A 23477-nucleotide genomic window follows, 5' to 3' on the forward strand; every position below is an offset into this window, starting at 1 on the left:
ATTGATTTGATATTAATGCTGGTAAATGATTTTTGAAGCCCTATTTTTGCATCCATTACATAAATTCATAGAATACCATGTTGAAAAAAATTGGAGGCTATACGATTCTAGTAGTGATATTTTTAGGAATAATCTACTTTTTCTTACCTAATTATGCCCAAAAGGCATTTCTTCATTTAACGGCCGACATTGATGACTATAAGATCTTTGAGAACAGAACTATTGCAGCTAGCAATCCTAAAGAATGGAAATTGTCCCCTCAATATAATCAATATGAGATGGGCCAGACTTATCAAGATGAGCTAGATTCTTATGAAACCACTGCTTTTTTGATCGTAAAGGATACCGCACTTTATTACCAACAGTATTTTTTAGGATATGATCAAAATGAAATATCTAATTCCTTTTCGGCTGCTAAAAGTATTGTAAGCTTGCTGGTAGGAATAGCTATTGAAGAGGGTAAAATAGAAAGCGTATTTCAGCCAGTGTCAGATTTCCTTGACTCTTTTCAAGAGGGTGAAAAATCTAAAATAGTAATTAAAGACCTATTGACTATGAGTTCAGGAATTGAATGGGATGAAGCTTACATTAGTCCTTTTTCCAAAACTACAGACGCGTATTACGGAGATGATCTAAAGAAAATAGTAAATGATTTAGAAGTTTCAGATGCACCAGCAAAGGAATTTGCCTACAAAAGCATCAATACCCAAATTTTAGCAGAAATACTGGAATCAGCTACGGGTCAATCCATTAGCGACTACGCAGCCAACCGCTTTTGGCGTAAGATTGGAGCGGAATATGATGCTTTGTGGAGTTTAGACAAAGTTGGAGGCATGGAAAAAGCATTTTGCTGCTTCAATAGTACTGCTAGAGATTTCGCAAGGATTGGACAGCTGGTTTTGAATAACGGTAGCTGGAATGATGAGCAAGTGGTGCCTGCTGACTACATTGAAATGGCAACAAAACCCGCTCAACTTACAGGTTCAGAAAAAAGCATTCCACATTATGGATATCAATGGTGGATATTGAATTATAAAGGCAAGCAAATTCCATATGCTAGAGGAATATTGGGCCAGTATATATTTGTGCTTAGAGATGAAAATGCGGTGGTGGTGAGATTAGGAAAAAGCAGAAGTAAGCTTTACACCGATGAACATCCAAACGATGTTTATGTATATGTAGAGGCCGCTTATGAACTTTTAAAATAGACGATAAGATGGAATTAACAAAAATATTAAGAATCCTATACTGGATTTTAGTGGTGATTATGATCATGGTATTCTATTACAGCCTTCGGTACGCTGAAGATCAAGCGATGGAATATACCTTGGTGGCCTTGGCTTTTTGGACCGGTGCTTTTGTTTTAAACCGATATATAAGAAAGTTGAAGTCGAAGGAGTAGTGGCTTGCCTTCAACTCAGCGTCATTCCGAACCTGCCTGTCTGCAGACACTAGAGTCGCGACTGGAGTAATCTAAAGCTTTCTTTTTGCAGTCTGTAGAGGGCTTCACTGCGTTCGCAATGACGCAGGGGAAACACCTAACTTTCCATATTAACCCGAGAACTTGTCAACTTGTACACCTGCTAACTCAATTCATCGAAATCAATCAAAATCCTTTTTATAAATAGCGAGAAGCACTAATTTTGGATATTATATAACAATTTATGGAACATTGGTTTGCCATTTACACAAAATCCAGAATGGAAAAAAAAGTTGCGGATAGGCTTGCCGAGCAGCATATAGAAGTCTATTGCCCAACGCAAACGGTACTAAGGCAGTGGTCTGACCGAAAAAAGAAAGTGACAGTAGCCGTTTTCCCTTCTTACGTTTTTGTTAGGTTTAAAGGTGAAGAAGAGCGACTCAGCATTTTGCAAACTCCTGGAACAGTAAACTTCGTACGTCATTTAGGAGCAGATGCTAAAATACGCCCCAGCGAAATTGAAGCCATACAAGCTTTATTAGGGGAATATGAGGAAGTAAGTGTAGAAGCTATAGAAAAAGGAGATAAAGTGCAAATACAGCACGGGGGTATGAAAGGTCAAGAAGGTAAAGTAATTAAAACGCAAAAAGACAAAGTAATTCTATATATTGAAAGCCTTGGATTAAGCTTAAAAGCAGAAATAAGCCAGGCTAAGGTGAAAAAGCTGGGTTAATATGAATTTCCTGTGAAAGATGGAATTGAAGTGTAGATGAATAGGGTACAATGAAATTATTAGCTTAAATCTTATAGTCTAAGTTTCTTGATGGGACTGAAAGGGCGGAGCTTTACTTCGAAATAAAAGTTAAATACAATGATCGAACAACATATTGAAATTGATAATTGAAAGATATATACGATAACCTTAAAAGAGGATTATTTTCAAAAGGGTCCTTTATTAGGAACTCTACTATTTTTGCTGGCGGATCTTTTTTGGCCTATATCGTGGGTTTTATATTTACTCCGATTATCACAAGAATCTATTTACCTGAGGATTACGGAGCTTTTGCTTTTTTTAATACTATTTTAGCCTTAACTACCTCAATTTCGACATTAAACTATTCGGAGGCACTTTTAATACCTAAGCGAACCAGAGATTTTTATAAATTGGGGGCTTTGGTATTAGTTGTATCAATAATGTTTTCACTGTTGTTTACTTTAGTACTTCTTTTCTTTAGCGAAGGCATACTAATGCATTTTGAAATGTCGAAAATAAGTGGTTTAATTTACTTTATCCCTTTTTTAATTATAATTAGCGCATTTCAAAAACTAGCTGATTTTTATTTAATTAGAAGAAAGAGATTTGCAATTAATTCTAGATCTAGAATTATCTCCGTGACTACTGGTAAAAGTGCTGTTGCAATTTTAGGATTAACTTTAGGGTCTAGTCCTAACGGTTTAGTAGTTGGTGAATTTATTATTAGACTAGTAAATCTAGCTAGCCTGCTTGGTAAAAACATCATACGCTTTCCTTATAAGATCATCCGGTCTATTAGGCAACATGAGCTAATGTCTATTGCCAGAGCATACAAAAATTATCCTAAGTATGTGTTCCCTGCCTCAGTCTTATTGCAAATATCAATTCATATACCTGTGTTTATAATTAGTACTTTTCATTCTAATGAATCTCTCGGGTTTTATTCACTTGCTATAACCCTTTTAGGATTACCAATACAAGTCATAGGTTTTTCAGTTGGAAAAGTCTACTTTCAAAAGGCAAACGAAACGTTCAACCAAAAAGGAATAGATAGCTTAACTAACCAGATTATTTTAGTTTTTTATGGAATACTAATTATTGCTTCGTTAGGCTACGGGGTCTTTTTTGTGTTTTCAGAAGAAATATTCTTGTTTATTGCTGGAGATACTTGGAAAACATCAGGCACTCTCGCTAGGGTATTGTCATTTGCGATGGTTTTTCAATTAATAGAGATAGTTATAAAACCTACTTATTTGATTTTAAACAGACAGAAGAGACAATTAGCGGCAGATCTTCTAGCTTCATTAATTTACATGTTTATCCTGCTAATTGGAGCACAATATATAACAAGCCTTTATGAGCTGATTTTACTTTTAAGCGTTTCAATATTCGTTCGTTATCTTATTAGTATTGTTTCAATTTTGGCTCTTATAAATAGTAATTCGATAAAGCATGCTGTTTTAGGAACTTTTTTAATTATTAGTTTTTTTCTCCTACTTTCTTTAATATTTTAAAATCATGAATATTAAACTGTTACCTGATTTTCTGAAAAATCATTTTCAATACTGGATGAATATAATCTTAAAACAAAAAAGAACTTTTTATAAGGACCAGCATCAACTTACATCTACAACTAAGTATAATCGGTATCCCAAAATTTTTTCTGCTATGCAGGAATATGTGACTCGGCATTGGCCGGAACAAGAAATTAAGATATTGTCTTATGGTTGTTCCGAAGGAGAAGAATGCTTTAGTGTAAATGAATATTTAAAAGAGTCTTCAATACTGGGCGTGGATATTAATAAATCAAACTTATTGAAAGCTAAAAAGAAAAACGATACTAAAAATATAAAATTTGCAGAAAGCACACATTCAAACATTGAGACAGGCGGCAAGTATCACGCTATATTATGCATGTCTGTTCTTTGTAGATGGGAAGATACAAAGGATATGAACAATTGTGAGAAAATCTATCCTTTTAGGAAATTTGAAGAAACAGTATCTTTCCTTTCTGATCAGCTTTTAGAAAATGGTATTCTTATAATTTACAATAGTAATTTTATGTTTGAGCAAACGGAGGTAGGTAAGGAGTTCAAGATCCTTGATGTTAAGGGAGAAGATAATAGTGGTAATGTACATAAGTTTGATAAAAAGAATGAAAGATACACTAGCAGCCACAAAGCTATTATTTATCAAAAACTATAGATGAAAGTTCTATTCATTAGCATAGCAGCGCCACCTAAGACTGGACCAGAGAGTATTCAAGTTTCAAAAGTTTTGGAAGAGCTACTTGCACAAAATGTCGAAGTTAAGTTTTTGACGGAAAAAATCGGTTATAATTCATGGTCCACCAATGTCAGTAGTAAGATGGTAGAGGACTCAAGTCTAGAGGTGCATGAGATTCCAACTCATAATTCTTTGGTCAATAAGCTTTCAAATAAGCCGCTTTTCAAAGAAATTTTTTATCCAGATAATAAATTTCTGTTTCACAGACGAATTCTTAGTCAGAATCTATTTAAAGATATAGACGGTCGCTTCCATTATCAAGTGCAATTGCTGCTTACAAAATAAAAAAGCTGACCAATCGACCTTGGATAATGCACTTAAGTGATCCTTGGACTATCAATAAGGTCAATACTGTGCGTAAAAAGGATCACCTTTGGGAGAAGAGATGCTTGGAATTAGCAGATATAGTAACTTTTACAAACCAAGAAATAATTACAGCATATTCAAAAATTTATCCGCAATTCACAGACAAGTTCAAGTTATTTACAAATGCTTATAAAAATGGAGAAGAAGCAATTAAATATAGAATTGCAGACTCTTTTACTATAGTTCATACAGGCAACTTGTACAAACCTAAAGATCCTAAAATATTTTTGACTGCTTATAAAGCATTCTTAGAGTCTCTTGATAAAACAGCTAGAAAGCACGTAAATTGCATTTTTGTGGGACATGTGGATGAAGAGATAAAAAAAAATACCCTAGGATTTGGCGAAAATCTCGAATTAAGATCTCAAATTTCCTTTGAAGAGGCTTTGGAATTACAAAAAAATGCTGACTTACTATTAAATGTCGGTGTGAATTTGCCGAATCGAACCGATGATCTATTCTTTCAGTCGAAGTTAGTAGATTATATGACTGCTCGAAGACCCATCCTGGCTATAACGGGTATTGATAGTCCCACTTACAAATTTGTTAATAGTGGCTATGGGAAAGCCTTTTCATTTTCTGATTTCGATGGAATACTAAAATTCTTGAAGGCGATCTACAATAAAAAAGATTTTGAATTAGCTCCAGTGGATCCTACCTATTCGGTTGCCAATAATGTGGAAAACCTGATATCTTGGTTTAATGTGCTGAAAAATGAGTGAAATAGAAAAAACTATTCTAGAGTTAAACCTTCTCGGGTCTTCAATCAATATTGATGATCCGTTCAGAAAACAATTTCTTGATACTTATGAAGCTAACCTATTGGAAAAATTTGATGCTTTTGAGACTGAAAAAGAAATTGATTTTGTAAAACTTGAAAAGGTACTTACAGAAGCTATACTTCCTAAAATTAAGAATAAAGTCCCTGTTGTTTTCCTCAGTGGAGGGATAGATAGTACAGTTATTGCTCATGTTTTATATAAAAACAATATTCCCTTTCAAGCATGCTCATTTTTTGACTCTGAAGAAGACCCTTCCATCGCATACGTTGAGTATTTAGAGAAAAAATATAACATTGTCAGCGAGAAATATTTCTTGGACTATGATAAACTGAGAGCAAATTATCAGCAATACTTTACTCATTATCAATCTCCAAATCTTGACTATGCTTTTCTTAGTATGTGTAGTTTAGTGAATGATTTCTGTGGGAAATCCAATAGTAATGGGGATCTCATCTTTTTAGATGGAATTGAGGGAGATAACCTGTTTGGCTATAAAAACAATTCTAAATTGTTTTTTCAATCTTTCATAAGAGGTGTAACATCTTACCAGCTGTCAAATAGCAAAATATATGACAACAGACGTTTAAATATTTACTCATCCTCGCTTATAGATGATTACTCTCTTAATTCCCTGTATCAAAATTTTATTTTCCCTAAACTACTTACTAAAAAACAAGCTGCGGTTGCAAAGACTGATCTAAATAATCGACTGATCGAGATTGCTCCAAACCTAAGTTTTCATTCTAAAAATATGTTAGGGATGCTTTATTATATGGGCAGAAGAGTAGCATATAAAAACTTCTTACCGATTAAGAACTTTGGAAACGAGGTGCTGTATCCTTTCATTGATAAGGAAGTTCTAAAATTTGGTTTTAGATTAGATAATAAGATTAAAATTAAGCCGGTTATAAAGTACCCTTTAAAAGCATTTTTGGAAAAGGAAGGATATAGCAAATGGTTTGTTTTTTCTGAGAAAAGAGGCATGGGGTTTGATATTTTTAATGTGATTAGTTTTGATGATATCGAGCAAGGCTTAAAAAATATTTCGCAACATTTTGATTTAAAAGAGTACACTACATGCCACAATTACTTATATAATCTGTATTCAAAACGAGATAAGGCGGTGGATCATTTTTTATTTGGCATTGCTATGAGTTCAAAATATTTAGAACATCATTATGGCTAAAATTATTTTGCGGGGCTATTATGGATTTGGAAATTTAGGAGATGACATTTTGATGATAACGTCCTATCAGATTATTAAAGGTGTCTTTCCATCACCAAAGGTGCATATTTCTTCTGAAAGTGCGACCAGTGAATACATTTCGAAACTGGTAGACGTAGAGTCAGTAATTTCTTCATCAACAAAATTTAAAGCGGATTGGATAGTACATGGAGGTGGAGGTATATACTTCGATTTCAAGGAAGGGAGTTCTTTTTACAAGTTGCTCAACTTATTAATAAGAAAGACTGGATTTAAGTGGTATTCCTTTTTCTATAATGTTCTATTGAAAATCTTTGGAAAGAATCATTTAGAATACAGACATAGATTAGGTTTAGGTATTGGAGTTGGAAGGTTTACTTACAGTTCCAAAAAGTTTCATAAGTCAATACTGAGCTTGTCTTCATACGACTTTTTGTTGGTAAGAGATCAGCAAAGTTTTGATAATTTAGAAAAATACAATTTTGATTATCCAGTCTTTAAGTCCACTGATCTCGTTTTTAATAGGAAAGCATGGTTACAAAATTTCACTATATCGAATGCAAAATCCACGGATATAGCCATAATTCTTAGAGACTGGAGCTTTGATAATCACTTTCATGTTGAAAGATTTCTCTCTTCTATTAAAGAATTGAAAGATAAAGGCTACAGTCTAAAATTTTTTTCTTTTGATGCAAAGGCTGATGAACACTATATACAATCTATCAAGCAACTTTCTATATCAATAATGATCTGGTCTCCAGATAAAATGAGTCTCAACGATTTTATAGGACAGTTAAATGAGTGTAGATTTACAATTACAAGCAGAGCCCATGGCGCGATAATATCTGCTTGTTTAGGCATTCCAGGGCTATGCATAGAAATTGAGCCCAAGCTAAGAACAGTACAAGCAATGCTGGGGACATCTTATTCTTTGGTTCCCAATGATTTTACTACATCTTTACTAGCGAAGAAGGTTGAGGAATCATTTGATAAACTAGACGAACTGAAAAATAATACTATAAAAGATGTAGAATTTAACGAGAAAAGAATAAAGTCTGATTTAGTAATGGTTAAAGAGCATTTAAGTAAATATGAACAGAAAGATTAAAATTGCCATTGTAGCAGGAACAAGGCCAGAAGTTATCAAACTTTTTCCTTTACTAAATGAATTCGATAATCATGATGTATTTGAAACTTTCTGGATCTCAACAGGTCAGCATAAAGAAATGCTAGAGGGCCTATATTCTTATTTTAACTTCAAGCCAGATTATAGTATGGATTTGATGATACCAAATCAAACATTATCCTCTCTGGCTTCAAAAATTATTGACGAATGTGCTTCATTATTTAGTAAAATTGCCCCAGATTATATCATTGTTCAAGGAGATACTACAACAGCAATGTCAGCAGCTTTAGCAGGCTATTACAATAGGATTAAAGTGATTCATATAGAAGCTGGCTTAAGATCTTTTGATAATAACTCACCTTATCCTGAAGAAGGCAATAGAAAAATTATCAGTGCCATTAGTGATTTGAATTTTGCACCTACGAATTTATCAGCCTCTAATCTTAAAAAGGAGAATGCACAAGGAAAGATTTCTGTCAGCGGAAACACTGTAATAGATGCTCTTTTTTTTACAATAAATAAAATTAAGAGCGCTCCTAAAAGCCAAGCATGTTTAGAAATTGATTCAATTATAGACGGATACGAGAGGCTGATCTTAATTACAGGGCATAGAAGAGAAAATTTTGGAGAAGGGATTGAGAACATCTGTACGGCCTTGCAGTCCTTAGCAATGAAATTCCCAAACACTATATTTTTATATCCTGTGCACTTGAATCCAAATGTTTCAGAGCCAGTTCACAGAATGCTCAAGAACTACTCCAATATACGATTGATTAATCCTTTATCTTATGAGGTGATGATCTATACCTTGTCAAAAACCTTTTTGGTCATTACTGATTCTGGCGGCATTCAAGAAGAGGCGCCAAGTTTAAAAATACCTGTTCTTGTTACAAGAGATACAACGGAACGGCAAGAAGGAATAGCAACAGGCTGTGCTAAATTAATTGGAACAGAATCCAAAGACATTCAGAATGAAACTGAAAAGCTACTAACGGACAAAAATTATTATCAATCTTTTGCACAAAGTGAAAATCCCTACGGTGATGGTTTGGCTTCAAAAAGAATAGTGGATTATCTGATTGAATTGGAAAACCTAAATTAGTAGCATTGAAAACAATTCTGATGATTATTCCTGAATTTGGCTTTGGAGGAGCAGAAAAGTCATTCTGCTCCTTAAGTGTAGAGCTCAGTAAAAGGTATGATCTAACAGTAGTAGTGTTCAACTTACAAAGAAAGCCTGCATATCCAGTGGGTGGTAAAATAGTTTCCCTTGATGTTGACTATGGGTTAGGTACTATTAAAAAGCTTTTAAATTTTAAAAGTAGGATAAAGAAATTAAAAAGGATCAAAAATCTAATTAGGCCACAAGTAAGTATCAGTTTTTTAGAAGGAGCAGACTATATAAATACCTTGTCAAGAATCTCAGGAGAAAAGATTGTCTTAAGCATACGTGGATCAAAAATACATGATCAGAATATAAGTGGCTTACTCGGTTATATTCGACATAAATTACTAATCCCTTTTATTTATAGAAGAGCAGATGAAATAATAGCCCTGAATCATGGCATTAAAAATGAGTTACTGAATTTTTATAAAATTAATAAACCTGTCCAAGTGATCCATAATTGGATAGAGACCGAGAAAATTAAAATATCTACCGAAGAGAAACTAGAGCCAAGATTAGAGGCAATCTTTGAGGGAGGTGATATTTTAATTAGCCATGGCCGACTAGCTAAGGAAAAAGGCTATGAATATGTGCTTGATATACTTTTCATACTCCTCAAAGAACATCCTAATGCAACCTATGTTATTATTGGAGAAGGAGAAGAAATATCTTCCTTGATTAATAAGTGCAAAAATATGGGATTAAGCTATTGGGTTAATGATGGCAAGAGTCAACCTCTGAAAAAAAACGTCTACTTTCTAGGCTATCAGTCAAATCCAATGGCCTTCCTCGTGAAATCAGATCTTTATATTCTATCTTCACTTCATGAGGGGTTTGGTAATTCATTAGTAGAGGCGATGGCTTGTTCTCTTCCTGTAGTCGCATCAGATTGTCCTTACGGACCAGCTGAAATATTAGTTAAAAATCAGGGCGGAGCTGAGTACGGAGTATTACTTGATATCCCAAATAATAGGAAAGCTATTGAATTATGGAGTAATAGAATATCGGAGCTATTGCAAAGTGATTTATTGAGAAAGAATTTAAGCGTTAAGAGCTTGGAAAGAGCTAAGCAATTCAACAAAAAAGAGATTGTAGACAACTGGCAGAAAATAGTTGAAGATTGATAAAGCTATAACTATTAATCCATTTAAAGGTGTTTTTACTATGGACCTTTTATTAGGTATTGGGCAATCTATTATGATTTGTGAAGGCCTTCATATTAAAAAAGACGAATACTTTTCTAAAAATTCAGTGCAACAAAAAAGAATACTAATAGTCGATAATTCTACGGAGATTACTGGAGCCTATAATTCTATCTTAACCTTTAGTAATGCGTTAAAAGAGGAGGTTAGTTTTCATTTTGCGATTTCCTCCAAAAAACATTTTGATGAATTGAATTCAAAAGGATTCACTCCCCACCTTGTTGATTTTCTTGAAATACAGAAGAGTTGGAAGGTAATGTTTTATTTGCCTGTTTTACTGTGGAACTCATATAAGATTCTAAAAATAGTTAGAAAGCACCATATCGACTTAATTCATGTAAATGATCTCTACAATTTGACAGGGGTCATATTAAAGATATTTAAATTTCAAATACCTGTAGTCTATCACGTCAGATTACTACCAAATTCGTACATCCGGAAGATTTTTAAGTTACTATCCAAATTAGTGATGAGGTATAGTGATAAAGTAATATGTGTATCAAAAACAGTTTTCAAGGCATTGCCAGAATCTTCTAAAAAAATAATTATCCATGATGCAGTTTTAGTAACCAGAAACCAACTGCAAAGCAATAAAGACAATACTTTTTCATTTCTTTTCCCCGCCAATTTCATTCGTGGCAAAGGACAGAATTACGCACTTAAAGCATTTTATGAAGAATTTAAGAAATCAGAGAAGGTAAAACTACTATTTGCTGGTGGAAATATGGGGTTAGAAGCAAATAGATTGTACAAAGCAGAATTGCAGAAGTTTGTTAAAGAAAATAATCGATCACATCAGATAGAATTTTTGGATTTTGTAAGCAACATGCCTGAAATGTATTGTAAATCGGATGTTTCACTAGTATTTTCCGATTCAGAATCATTTTCAATGGTTACCTTAGAAAGTATGGTTCATGGAACTCCTGTGATAGCCACCAAATGCGGTGGCCCAGAGGAGATTATAACGCATAACTATAATAGTATATTAGTTAATAAAGCGGATATTGAACAAATGAGGTTTCAGATGAGAAACTTATATGAAAACAAGGATGTTTTAAATGAACTTGGAGGAAGATCAAAACTAATAACTGAGCAATTTAAAATTGAGAATACAATCGGAAAATTATCACAGCTATACTCAAGTATATGTTAAGTAGAAAAGCGATTTTTATCTTTTTGCTGATAAACTTTATCTCAGCGAATTTTATTTATTCTCAATGTCCGGTTCCGTCCTTTGATATTGCTTCTAATGCATGCATAGGGGAGAATATATACGTGCTCAATAATTCCTCGAATGCGGATTCATATAGTTGGGATTTTTGTACTGATGACTTGACGCAATTGCCTGAAGGCAATACGATGCTTAATAATAGTGACTTTTTTAGAGCAAGAACAGTTAAGTTAATTAAGGAAAATGCCAATTGGTATGGTTTTGCAGTTAGCCAAACTTCTAATAACCTGATAAAGTTAAATTTCGGTGGTGCTTTAGATAATATTCCTACCTTTGAAGATTTAGGAAATCCTGGCAACCGATTGCAAGGAGCATTTGACTTAGATGCAATATACATCAATGGAGTCTGGAATTTGGTAGTTGCAAATACGAATGGAGGAAATTTGATAAATATTGAATTTGTAAATGGGCTTGAGAGTGATCCAATTATCTCGGATTTGGGCGATTTTGGAGCTTTAAGTAATCCGTCACATGTGTTAGCTCTCGCAGACCAAGATCAATACTTCCTATTTGTATCAAATACAGACAAACTAGTAAAGTTGAAATTTGATAATTCATTGTTAGAGCCAAATCCTGTAGTGGAGGTTGTAACTGTAACTGGCAGTTCAACCTTAAGAGGACTATCACTAATAAAAAATTGTAATATATGGTCTGGTATCTTATTATCATACAACAATAGACTTTTTTCCCTGGATTTCGGTAACTCTTTAGGAAATACTCCTTCATACTCGCAAATCAACACTAGCGGAATGGGTATTAGCTTTCCTGCAAATGTCGCATTGGTTAAGGAGGGCGGATTATTTCGTGGTTTTGTTCAAGGAGCTCTAGGAGCATTTCATAGACTGGATTTTACAGGAGATATTTCTGACTTTAATTTTACAGCTACTCAATTGACTATCCCTGAATTTACTTCAAACAGTAATTTTGCTTTGGACTTAGTGCAGGAAAAGAGTAAGACTCATGTTTTTAATTTCAACCTTGATCAAAGAAACCTGATACGAGTTAGTTTCCTAAATGATTGTGGATCGGATCAACCAATATCTAATGATAAAAATCCAGTTTTTTCATATAGTGCCCCTGGGTTTTATGATATAACTCTAACAGCTATTGATCAGAACGGTAATAATGAATCAATTACAAAGCAAATAGAAATCACCAACAACCAAGCACCTGACATCACCTTTTCAACAGGAGCAAATTTATGCATAGCTAACCCAATTGAATTTGATAGTGAAAGCTCTTCTACCATTAGCAGCTATAATTGGGATTTCGGAGATAGCAATTCAAGCACAGACGCAAATCCAAGCCACACTTATGCAACTGCCGGGAAGTATGCAGTAAAGCTTACAGTTGGCGCTGCAAATGGCTGCAATAATTCATTCATAGATTCTGTTTCAGTATTTGAAGAACCAGTCCCAGATTTTCAAGCTACCGCTCAAGGAAGTATTTGCACGAGAAAGCCCATCGTCTTTGAAAACCTCACCGACTTACCCACCGAAGCCACCTTCTCTTGGGATTTGGGAGATGGCACCACCAGCACCGATGAAGAGCCTGAGCATGTCTATGCAGAGGCAGGAGAATATACAGTGATTCAAAGTATCAATATGGCTGGTTGTACGGTAGAAAAAACCAAAACCATTACTGTTAATCCAGGGCCTTTGGTGGATTTTCAAACGGTCAACAATTGCTTGGGGGAAATACTGCAATTTGAAAATATGAGTGAAGGAGACTTCCTTGATACTTATCAATGGGATTTTGGAGACGGCACGCTGTCTACTCAAGCCAACCCTAGCCATCTTTATGATACAGCAGGCGTTTATACCGTCCAACTTTCGGCTTTCACCACCAATGGATGTGATTTCACTATTTCGCAAGAAGTAGAAATTCAGGCACTGGCTGAAATTGACTTTCAATCGGAAGTAGCTTGTGTTGGACAGCCAACTCAGTTCAGCGAGCAAGTAAGCATTACTCAAGCCAATATCACAGACTACTTTTGGGATTTTGGAGTTTTGGGAACTCAATCGGACGTTTCTACTGAAGCGAGTCCGCAGTTTGCATATCCTGTTTCAGGAACCTATAATGTCACCTTGCAGGTCACCACTTCTGATGGTTGTACCAGCAGCGGATCCCAGGCTATTACCGTAAAAAGTTCTCCGCAAGCTATTTTTGAATCTGAAGAAACATGCTTAGATCAAATGCGGCTTTTCATTCCATTGGATACCACCGAAATCATCACCCATTTCTGGGAATTGCAAAACAGCGAAGGAGAGATCATGGAGACTAGTTTGGATTCTACTTTTTCGTATCTGTTTCCTCAAGCAGGTGCTTATCAATTGACCTATAGACAAGAAAATGAAAATCTCTGTAGTCAATCCACAACACAAACATTTTCTATCAACGAACAGCCCAGTCCGGATTTTACATGGGGCACAGCATGCGCAGGCCAGACAATACAATTAGAAAACTTGACAGATTTAAAAGGGAATACTTTAAAAAGCTATAGCTGGAGTATTAATGAAGGGGAAGAGGTAATCTCTTCTGAGTTCAATCCTCAATATACCTTTGAGGAAGGTGGAGAGTATCTTCTTACTCTTGAGGTGGAAACAATTGGTGGTTGTGTACAAAGCCTCAGCAAGCAAATCAGTATTTCGTCAGCACCAACAGCCTTCTTTGAACTTAGTCAGACAATCGGTGCTTATCCCTTCACCCTCAACCTAAGTGCTCAATCACAAGATCAATCGACTGCCAATCCGGCCAATCAACCTACTGATAATAGCACAACTATTACCTCCCTTGTGGAGAATAAAGGACTTTTGGAAAAGGAGGTGCTGTGGACACTCAACTCTGATACGATCTCCCGTTCTTCAGAATTAAATTATACCATAGAAGATCCAGGCACCTACTTACTAGGCCTTTTCATCACCAATGAAGCAGGATGTACAGCTGAGTACTTTGAGCAAATTCGAGTTCGGGAGCCTAGTTTAGATATTTCTTTGAGCAACTTGCGAATTAACCAAGATGGTGAATTCACTTCCTTTTTACTCAATATCAGTAATAAGGGATCACTAGTGCCTGAAAGAATTGATTTAGCTATTGATTTAGGCTCTTATGCAGTCACAGAAAGTGTGATGACTCCCCTTTACCCTGAAGAAAATAGTAATTTCTCATTGAGTTTAAAGCTGACGGAAGATCAGATTCGGGGCTTATCCAAAATATGCATAAGTGCAACTCCACGAGTAGGAGATCAAGCAGACAGCAATATCCAAAACAATAGGGTTTGTACCAATTTGGAGAGTGGTTTCAAAGTAATGGACATCTACCCAAATCCTGCTATCAATCAATTTATAATACCCTTAATTACCCCAGAAAATGGGCAGCTCACCATAAGTATGGAAGACAGCAATGGCCGACAAGTAAAAGTATTCAACTACGACATTGAAGCAGGCTATAATGAACTTAGAATAGAAAGGGAGAGCCTTAGTCCTGGTATCTACTTCCTTCGCTTCCGCTATCAAGGCCAAGAAAAAGTCAAAAAGATTATTCTTCAGTAGTAATGGTTTAGACAAGCCAAAGGCTTGAGGTGATTCTCGCAAAGGCGCAGAGACGCAACGACCTAGCAAAAGAATTAAGGGTTTGAACCAATTTTCTTGAGAATATTGAACAGAATAGTATTTTCAGCAAGATAATATTACAATTAATGTTGCGTAAAGTCTGCGTCTCCCCGTCTTGGCATGAAATTTAAAAGTGTAGGAGAGAATAGAATACATTTAACACAACCAAAACAATGAACCTAAGCGAAAACGAAATCAGCTCAATAATACTTGATTGTTGCTTTAAAATTCATAGTCAATTGGGGCCAGGAATATTCGAATCCGTTTATGAAGAAGTGTTAAGCTACGAAATCCGAAAAGAAGGGCTTGATGTCAAAAGACAATTTCCAATTGCAGTACAATGGGATAATCAAACTATGGGAATGGGCTTTAGGGCTGATTTAATAGTTGAAGACAAAGTCATTATAGAACTTAAATCAGTGGAATCATTGCAAGCCGTTCATAAAAAGCAATTATTGACTTATCTGAAATTAAGTAATATTAAATTGGGATTATTGATAAACTTCAATGAAAACTTGCTGAAAAACGGCATTAAAAGAATAGTCAACGGCTTATAATTTCTCACAAAGTATCCTTTCGCCTAAAGCCAAAAAACTACAACAAGCCAAAGACTTGAAGTTACTCTCGCAAAGGTATTGAGTATTTAAACAGTATTCTTGTGAATGATAGATTGAGCAGCGTAATTTTTTTCAGTATAATAATATTATCATTAACGTTGCGTAAAACTTTGCGCCTCTGCGTCTTAGCGAGGTGATAAAAAAAGCCTCAGGCTTTCTATACATTTCCCGCCTTATTTCCCTATTTTTGAATTCCTTTCCAAGATCTCCGCACGAGGAATCTGACAAATTTCAAAATCATTTAAATTTCTTATTCATGCAAAAGTGGAAAAAGCTATCTCAGCAAGAGATTAGAAAAAGGATATTTTCTGCACTTTCAGAAAATGTAGATTATTATACTGAAAACATTATTGGGTTACCAGCTTCTCATTTGGACGATAAGGTGTTCTACCAGAATGCTCCTTTTCTGGAAGATGCACCCTATCTGTCAACATTAATCCACAATCCGAATCATATCGGTTGTCATACTTTGGGGGAATCCGAAAGCTTTTTTAAAGGGACTCAGGAACTCGAAAAAGAAGTGATTAAGATTTGAGCAGAGGATATTTTGTATTGTGATACTGACTATGATGGCTATGTAGCATCAGGTGGGACAGAAGCCAATATGCAAGCAGTTTGGATCTACAGAAACTACTATAAGCAAGAACATCAAGCAAAACTGGATGAGATCGCGTTAATCAGCTCAGCAGATGCCCATTATTCTTCAGCAAAAGCATCCAATGTGCTCCAAATTGATTTCTACAAAGTAGCGGTGGATGAAAATGATCGATCGATCAGCAAGCAAGCTTTAGAAAATACGTTGGCCCAAGCGCAGCAAGATGGGAAGAAATACTTCATCATTATGGCGAATATGATGACTACTATGTTTGGATCAGTAGATGACGTCAACATCTACACTGATGTTCTTACCGATAAAGGCTTGGATTTCAAGTTACATGTTGACGGTGCTTATGGAGGATTTTTCTATCCATTTGCCAAGCCTAAGAATGCGTTGAATTTCAGCAATTCGCACGTTAATTCAGTCACTTTAGATGCCCATAAAATGTTGCAAGCACCTTATGGCACCGGGATATTTCTAATTCGAAAGAATTGGATGCACTATGCCAATACCCAAGAAGCAAGCTATGTCGAAGGTCAAGATTTCACACTGATTGGTTCTCGTTCTGGGGCGAATGCAATTGCCATCTGGATGATATTGATGACCTATGGGCCTAATGGATGGTTTGAGAAAACCTTGGTACTAAACCACCGAACAGAATGGTTATGCAAGGCACTGAAAGCTAAAAGTATTGCGTACTATCGATATCCTGAAGCAAATATCGTCACCATAAAAGCCGAATTCTTAAATAAAGAAGTTTGTAAAAAATATGGACTTATACCCGATAGTCATCAGAATCCAATGTGGTATAAAATAGTGGTGATGGATCATGTCACGATCGAAAAATTAGAGCAATTCCTAGAAGAGGTTTGAAGTCTGAATTGCGGAAATAAAGGGAGGGGCTTCGGTGATATTTGCCGTACTACTAGCTATAGGGTATAATCTCAATTGGCAATCTGCAAAGATTGGCGAAGTCTTCTCCAATTTCCATCATGTCATCATCTGCTTCTCTGTAAAACCACTTTATTTTTACTTCTCTGCCATTTTCATCTGTTAATGATTCCATTTTATGGATCATATCTAGCATAAGCTTTGAAGTACTTGTATTAAAGTAATCTAGGCGAAAATGAAGTTCAGTAAGCGGCAATGGGTTCTCCATATATCGGTTTAAATGATCGAAAATAGGAGTAAAAACATCCATCGGATTCTCCGGAATAGAAGAACCTGAAATTTCAAAAAAACCCTTTTCAATATCTATTACAACAGTGGGTCGCTGATGAGTGCCTGACATTCTAAACATATACTGCCAAATATGAGAACAAATTACGTTAACTTCAAAATCTTGTTCTAAATTTCGATAACTATACCCATTTTTACTTTAAATCATAAAATTTAAAGTCTAGTTTAAAGATAATGATTTAGTTGAACGGGAACCTACTTTGGTTTCTTTAATTTAGTCTTTATTTTAATTTTGGTAAAATTAAGAGTTCTAAAGGGATTTTAAAATACGATCTAATCTGTAAAAATGAAAAAAATAACTTTAATACTTTTACTACTAGCTGGCATGTTTTCGTGCAATGACAAAAAGGATATGAAAAGCAAGAGAATTACTACTGACAATTTCACAACAAACGATCCGCATTCTTTTGCACGGCCTCATGAGGCAGTAATAAAACATTTACGCTGGGATGCAACTATCGATTTTGATACCAAAAGCATTTACGCTACCGCACTATATACCATCCGAAATTATCCGGATGCTAAAGAGATTATCTTTGATACTAAAGATTTAACAATTGAAAAGGTTTGGGAAAACGAAAGCGATACGCTCAACTTTGAACTAAAAGATGAACACGAAGTATTGGGTCAAGCTTTACATATACCAATCTCAAAGAATACGAAATCTATTACTATTCAATATAAAACCCCTCCTAATGCTGAAGCCTTGCAATGGTTAAGTGCTCAGCAAACCAAAGGCGATGCTCCATTTTTGTTTACCCAATCTCAGGCTATTCTCTGCCGCTCTTGGATTCCCATTCAAGATTCTCCTGGAATCAGGTTTACCTATGAGGCGAACGTTAAGGTGCCGGCGGGTAATCTAGCACTGATGAGTGCTGAAAACCCACAAGAAATTGACTCAACAGGGAACTATAGCTTTAAAATGGAGCAAGCAATTCCTGCATATCTAATGGCCTTAGCTGTCGGTAATCTGGAATATCATAAAACGGGTCCTGAAACGGGCATTTACGCTGAACCTGAAACCATGACCAAAGCCATTTCTGATTTAGAGGATCTACAATCTTTTTTAGAAATAGCGGAGAAACTATATGGAAAGTATCGATGGGAGCAATTTGATGTATTGGTTTTGCCACCAAGCTTCCCTTTTGGCGGAATGGAAAATCCCCGCTTAACGTTTGCCACTCCTACTATTTTATCAGGCGATAAATCATTGATTTCTTTAATCGCACATGAATTAGCCCATAGCTGGTCAGGAAATTTGGTGACCAATGCGACATGGGATGATTTTTGGCTAAATGAAGGGTTTACAGTCTATTTCGAATATCGTATTATGGAGGAACTTTACGGAAAAGATTATTCAGAAATGCTCGCCTCTATTTCTTACAAAGAATTAAAGCAAGAATCTAAAGAGTTAATAGATAATGGAAACAGCAAAGACACGCATCTAAAATTAGACCTACAAGGAAGAAATCCTGATGTGGGGATGACAGCAATCGCATATGATAAAGGCTACTATTTTTTAAGATTTTTAGAAGGTTTAGTGGGTAGAGAAAATTTTGATGCATTTTTACAGCAATATTTTGCCGAATATGCTTTTAGAAGTATCAACACAGAACTTTTTTTGTTGTACATGGAGCAATATTTATTCGCTAAAAATGAAATCGAGCTACCGAAAGATTTGTTTTCCAATTGGGTTTATGGTGCAGGGCTGCCAGAGAATTTACCAAAAGCCAATTCTGATCGTTTTAAGAAAGTAGAGGAGTCTATTGATAAATGGCTGAATACAGGAAACATTGATACCTTAAAAACTGCCAATTGGAGTACACACGAATATTTACATTTCTTTCATGAATTGCCCGATTCTACCGATTTTAATCAAGTCCAGGAATTGGATAATAAGTTCAATTTCTCCGAAAATGGGAACGCAGAGATTTTGACTGAGTGGTTTTTACTAGCCGTTAAAAATGAGTACAAGCCTGCATACTATAGAATGGAAGATTTTTTAATTAATACAGGACGTAAAAAATTCTTGATGCCAATTTATAGCGAATTAATTAAAACAGAAACCGGGAATACTATAGCCCTCAATATTTATAAAAAAGCAAGACAAAATTACCACTATGTAAGCTATAATTCGTTAGATAAATTATTAAATTACCAAACTGACTGAATTTTTTAAAAAACTAGATTGAAAAATGTATAAAATAGAACGACTTTTAATTGCCCTAGACTTAACTGAAATGGATGAAATACTGATTCGGTATACATCTCATTTAGCTAAATTTTTGAAAAGTGAAAAAGTGTATTTTGTCCATGTAGCAAAAGATTTAGAATTGCCTGAGGATTTAAGAAAAAACTATCCCGACTTACTGGCCCCAAGTGATGAGTCAATGGCTGATTCCATAAATAAAGTAATTGAAAAAGCATGGGACAGTGGTTTTGATTGTGAAAAAGTAATAGAAATAAAAGAAGGAGATCCATCTGACCAAATACTGAAGTGGGTGAATATCAAAGACATTGATATGATGGTGATGGGAAGAAAGCGACAGTTGAAAGGCGGAGGAATTGTGCCTCAGAAAATTGCTAAGGTGGCGCAGACTTCTCTTATGTTGGTACCTGAAGATTTCAAATTTAAACTTGATAAGATGGTAGTTTCAGTCGACTTCTCAAAACATGCGAAGCTTGCTGTAGAAGAAGCTTTGGCAATATCAAAAGGTAAAAATATCAGTTTGACTTTAGTCAATGTTTTTAAGGTACCCTCAGGTTATCACAAAACCGGCAAAAATTATGATGAATTTGCCACTATAATGAAAGGTCATGCTAAGATCGATTTCAATGATTTCGTGAAGAAAAATGATTTCCCTAAAGAGCTTGATTGCCAATTCGTCTTGGATAATGATGATTCTCCAGCAGATAAAATCTTTGGTTTCGCCTCTGATCAGAAAGCTGACATGATTGTGATGGGATCAAAAGGAAGAACAGGCTTAGCTTCTATTTTATTGGGAAGTGTAGCTGAAAAGGTAATAAAATTTGACAGTGATATCCCATTAATGATCGTGAAAGAAAAAGGCGAAAACATGGGCTTTTTGAAGGCTTTACTAAAAATGTAATCAGACAAGAACGAGATGAAAAACTTTTAAAACTGTCAGATTTATTAAACAATAATAGACAGTTTTAAAAATTAACATAGTCTTAGTCCACCGTCTGCTTGTTATAAATTTCAGCTACAGCATCAACTGCACTGTCAATGTCTTTCGAAGTATTGTATTTACAAAACGAAAATCTCACATTAGGCCGTTCAGCAGCTTTTCCTAATTCAGCTATAACATGTGAACCCACATCACTTCCACTGCTACAGGCAGAACCTCCGCTTGCTGAAATGCCTTTTATGTCCAGATTAAACAATAACATATCGCTCATATCAGAAGGCGGTAAACATACATTCAATACTGTATAAAGACTTTGATCTTGATCTGCGCTTAATCCATTAAATGCAACGCCTTCCACTTTAGCTTTCAATTTTTGAATCATTCGATCCTTTAAACCCTGAATATGGTTCTGGTGCTCTTCCATATCGCGGTAGGCTATTTCCATAGCTTTAGCTAAACCTACTATGCCGTAAACATTTTCAGTTCCTCCTCGCATATTTCGTTCTTGCGCTCCACCATGAATAAAGGGCTGAATTTTATGCTCATTATTGATATACAAAAAGCCTACTCCCTTAGGGCCATGAAACTTATGGGCTGCCCCAACTATATGTTGGGCTTTAATTTCTTGTAAATCATGATTGTAGTGCGCCATTGTTTGCACGGTATCAGAATGAAATATCGCTCCATACTGCTTACATAGCCAGCTGACTTCTTCGATATCAAGGATATTTCCAATTTCATTATTCCCATGCATTAAAGAAACTAAACTATCGGGATTAGTACTTAGCCAATCTTTTAAAGCATCCATTTCAACCATACCCTTCTCATCCAAAGGGACATAATCTAAAGTGATTTGACCCGTTTTTTCCAAATGTTGTAAAGTATGTAAAACTGCATGATGCTCAATTTTGGAGGTCAAAACCTTCTTGATTCCCTTCTGCTCAATGCTACATCTTAGAGCCATATTGTCGGCTTCAGTTCCTCCAGAAGTAAAAAATATCTCAGAAGGTGAGGTGTTCAGCAATTCAGCCACGGCTCTTCTTGATTTCTCAATAGCAGCACGAACTTCCCTTCCATGCGAATGAATAGAGGAAGGGTTCCCGTAATGGTTCAACATGAACGGCTTCATGGCTTCAAAAACTTCAGGGTCTAAAGCTGTGGTTGCTGCATTATCTAAATAAATCCCTGCCATAATATTAATCCTCTTTATATGAAATAATTTCCTTGATATCCGAAATCATTTTTTGAGCTAAATGCTCTGCTTTAGACTCCGAATCGGATTCAGAATAGATTCTGATAATAGGTTCAGTATTTGACTTGCGTAAATGAACCCATTCTTTATCAAATTCAACTTTTACACCATCAATAGTATTAATAGGTTGATTTTTATAACGCTCTTGAATAGCCTCCAAAATACCATCCACATCGATTTCAGGAGTTAATTCGATTTTATTCTTCGAAATATGATAACTCGGAAAAGAAGCCCTAAGCTGCGAGCAAGATTTTTCAAATTTTGCTAAGTAGGTTAAAAACAAAGCAATACCTACTAAAGCATCTCTTCCATAATGCAATTCAGGATAAATGATTCCTCCATTTCCTTCTCCACCAATAATAGCATTCGTTTCTTTCATTTTGGTCACGACATTAACCTCCCCAACAGCTGAAGCTTCGTATTTTCCACCTCTCTTCTCTGTTACATCTCTTAATGCGCGAGTACTAGAGAGATTCGAAACCGTATTGCCTTTTTGTTGACTCAATATGTAATCTGCCACCGCCACTAATGTATACTCCTCGCCAAAAGGAGTTCCATCTTCATTAACAATAGCTAATCTATCTACATCGGGATCCACAACGAAACCTACGTCATATTGACCATTCGCCAATTCATTGCTTATATGCGTAATATTTTCTGGTAATGGCTCAGGATTATGTGGAAAATTACCATCAGGATAGCAGTAAAGTTCTCTTACTTCAGCTACCCCCAAAGATTTTAAAAGCTTTGGAATAGCGATGCCTCCGGTGCTATTCACTGCGTCCACTACCACTTTAAACTTTCTTTCTCGAATTGCCGCAACATCAACAAGTGGCAAATCAATCACCATATCAATGTGCTTTTGAATGTAATGATCTTGAGTAGTATATTTTCCTATTTTTTTAACTTCACTAAAACTATAATCAGCGCTTTCAGCTAAATCCAAAATAGTTTGCCCGTCTTCTCCCGAGATAAATTCACCCTTATGATTTAGAAGTTTCAAAGCATTCCATTGAACTGGATTGTGGCTTGCGGTAAGTATTATTCCTCCCGCAGCTTTTTCCAATACGACCGCTATTTCTACAGTTGGAGTAGTAGATAATCCAAGATCAACCACATTCATGCCCATTCCCTGCAGTGTCGCTGCTACTATTTTCGAAACCATTTCACCCGTAGGTCTGGCATCTCTTCCAATTATTACTTTGTTGTTGTTACCCTTAGTTTTTAACCATGCTGCATAAGCACTGCTAAATTTTACGATATCAACAGGCGTCAATCCTTCTCCTGTCTTTCCTCCTATGGTTCCTCTAATGCCGGAAATTGATTTAATTAAGGTCACTTAAATAGTTGTTTGTTTCAATCGGCAAAGGTACTAAAAAATGGAAGGCCATTAAACAAAAATCCTATTTCAAAGAAAGAAATGTCTTCTTGATCGTAATTTTCTGAAAAAACCAACTTTATTTTTTAATTTGAGT

At 35.5% G+C, this 23477-nt stretch carries 21 protein-coding genes; 18 read left to right on the forward strand and 3 right to left on the reverse strand.

Going from position 1 to position 23477, the window contains the following annotated elements:
- The first annotated feature begins 77 nt into the window (after positions 1-77).
- The 16 genes from B9Y84_RS14080 (at position 78) to B9Y84_RS14150 (ending at position 17235) form a co-directional block, all read left to right on the forward strand.
- Positions 78-1208 carry a serine hydrolase domain-containing protein gene (locus B9Y84_RS14080; protein WP_085518034.1) on the forward strand — a complete coding sequence of 377 codons (1131 nt, stop codon included), beginning with the start codon at positions 78-80 and terminating at the stop codon, positions 1206-1208.
- 8 nt (positions 1209-1216) lie between these two features.
- Positions 1217-1402 (forward strand): hypothetical protein, encoded by a 186-nt coding sequence (locus B9Y84_RS14085; RefSeq protein WP_085518035.1) that lies wholly within the window; start codon positions 1217-1219, stop codon positions 1400-1402.
- 262 nt (positions 1403-1664) lie between these two features.
- Positions 1665-2153 (forward strand): UpxY family transcription antiterminator, encoded by a 489-nt coding sequence (locus tag B9Y84_RS14090; protein ID WP_085518036.1) that lies wholly within the window; start codon positions 1665-1667, stop codon positions 2151-2153.
- A 167-nt stretch (positions 2154-2320) separates the two neighbouring features.
- A complete protein-coding gene (locus tag B9Y84_RS14095; RefSeq protein WP_085518037.1) occupies positions 2321-3688 on the forward strand; it encodes a lipopolysaccharide biosynthesis protein in 1368 nt (455 codons plus the stop codon).
- A 4-nt stretch (positions 3689-3692) separates the two neighbouring features.
- Positions 3693-4379 carry a methyltransferase domain-containing protein gene (locus tag B9Y84_RS14100; RefSeq protein ID WP_085518038.1) on the forward strand — a complete coding sequence of 229 codons (687 nt, stop codon included), beginning with the start codon at positions 3693-3695 and terminating at the stop codon, positions 4377-4379.
- Complete coding sequence (locus B9Y84_RS14105; RefSeq protein WP_085518039.1) at positions 4380-4745, forward strand: hypothetical protein; 366 nt, start codon at positions 4380-4382, stop codon at positions 4743-4745. It abuts the gene before it with no gap.
- 26 nt (positions 4746-4771) lie between these two features.
- Positions 4772-5548 carry a glycosyltransferase family protein gene (locus B9Y84_RS14110; protein ID WP_085518040.1) on the forward strand — a complete coding sequence of 259 codons (777 nt, stop codon included), beginning with the start codon at positions 4772-4774 and terminating at the stop codon, positions 5546-5548.
- Positions 5541-6794 (forward strand): asparagine synthase-related protein, encoded by a 1254-nt coding sequence (locus tag B9Y84_RS14115; RefSeq protein WP_085518041.1) that lies wholly within the window; start codon positions 5541-5543, stop codon positions 6792-6794. The genes B9Y84_RS14110 and B9Y84_RS14115 overlap by 8 nt, the downstream gene beginning before the upstream one ends.
- Positions 6787-7920: a polysaccharide pyruvyl transferase family protein gene (locus B9Y84_RS14120; protein WP_085518042.1), complete on the forward strand. Its 1134-nt coding sequence runs from the start codon at positions 6787-6789 to the stop codon at positions 7918-7920. Before B9Y84_RS14115 ends, B9Y84_RS14120 begins: the two co-directional genes overlap by 8 nt.
- On the forward strand, positions 7904-9040 hold the full coding sequence (gene wecB / locus B9Y84_RS14125; RefSeq protein ID WP_085518043.1) for a non-hydrolyzing UDP-N-acetylglucosamine 2-epimerase: 1137 nt from the start codon (positions 7904-7906) through the stop codon (positions 9038-9040). The genes B9Y84_RS14120 and wecB overlap by 17 nt, the downstream gene beginning before the upstream one ends.
- A gap of 5 nt (positions 9041-9045) precedes the next feature.
- Positions 9046-10227, forward strand: a complete 1182-nt coding sequence (locus tag B9Y84_RS14130) for a glycosyltransferase (protein WP_139828042.1) — start codon at positions 9046-9048, stop codon at positions 10225-10227.
- A 40-nt stretch (positions 10228-10267) separates the two neighbouring features.
- Positions 10268-11458: a glycosyltransferase gene (locus B9Y84_RS14135; RefSeq protein ID WP_139828043.1), complete on the forward strand. Its 1191-nt coding sequence runs from the start codon at positions 10268-10270 to the stop codon at positions 11456-11458.
- Entirely contained in the window at positions 11452-15087 is a 3636-nt protein-coding gene (locus B9Y84_RS14140; protein ID WP_085518046.1) for a T9SS type A sorting domain-containing protein, read from the forward strand. The genes B9Y84_RS14135 and B9Y84_RS14140 overlap by 7 nt, the downstream gene beginning before the upstream one ends.
- A 233-nt stretch (positions 15088-15320) precedes the next feature.
- A complete protein-coding gene (locus B9Y84_RS14145) occupies positions 15321-15704 on the forward strand; it encodes a GxxExxY protein (RefSeq protein ID WP_085518047.1) in 384 nt (127 codons plus the stop codon).
- A gap of 316 nt (positions 15705-16020) precedes the next feature.
- Entirely contained in the window at positions 16021-16299 is a 279-nt protein-coding gene (locus tag B9Y84_RS20995) for a hypothetical protein (protein WP_317043243.1), read from the forward strand.
- Positions 16300-16311: 12 nt separating this feature from the next.
- Complete coding sequence (locus tag B9Y84_RS14150) at positions 16312-17235, forward strand: pyridoxal phosphate-dependent decarboxylase family protein (RefSeq protein ID WP_317043245.1); 924 nt, start codon at positions 16312-16314, stop codon at positions 17233-17235.
- Between the two features lie 52 nt (positions 17236-17287).
- Here the strand turns inward: B9Y84_RS14150 and B9Y84_RS14155 are convergent, their stop codons facing one another.
- Positions 17288-17653, reverse strand: a complete 366-nt coding sequence (locus B9Y84_RS14155; protein ID WP_176223809.1) for a DUF1987 domain-containing protein — start codon at positions 17651-17653, stop codon at positions 17288-17290.
- 234 nt (positions 17654-17887) lie between these two features.
- Between B9Y84_RS14155 and B9Y84_RS14160 the strand changes: the two genes are divergently transcribed.
- Complete coding sequence (locus B9Y84_RS14160; RefSeq protein WP_085518049.1) at positions 17888-19771, forward strand: M1 family metallopeptidase; 1884 nt, start codon at positions 17888-17890, stop codon at positions 19769-19771.
- A gap of 25 nt (positions 19772-19796) precedes the next feature.
- Positions 19797-20711: a universal stress protein gene (locus B9Y84_RS14165; RefSeq protein WP_085518050.1), complete on the forward strand. Its 915-nt coding sequence runs from the start codon at positions 19797-19799 to the stop codon at positions 20709-20711.
- Between the two features lie 82 nt (positions 20712-20793).
- On the opposite strand, the gene B9Y84_RS14170 is transcribed toward B9Y84_RS14165, so the two are convergent.
- Together B9Y84_RS14170 and glmM are read right to left on the reverse strand one after the other, a co-directional pair.
- Positions 20794-21942 (reverse strand): cysteine desulfurase family protein, encoded by a 1149-nt coding sequence (locus B9Y84_RS14170; RefSeq protein WP_085518051.1) that lies wholly within the window; start codon positions 21940-21942, stop codon positions 20794-20796.
- A 4-nt stretch (positions 21943-21946) separates the two neighbouring features.
- Positions 21947-23341, reverse strand: coding sequence for a phosphoglucosamine mutase (glmM, locus tag B9Y84_RS14175; protein WP_085518052.1), 1395 nt, complete (start codon positions 23339-23341; stop codon positions 21947-21949).
- Between the last annotated feature and the right edge of the window lie 136 nt (positions 23342-23477).

Source organism: Marivirga sericea, from assembly GCF_900177665.1.
Classification (GTDB): domain Bacteria; phylum Bacteroidota; class Bacteroidia; order Cytophagales; family Cyclobacteriaceae; genus Marivirga; species Marivirga sericea.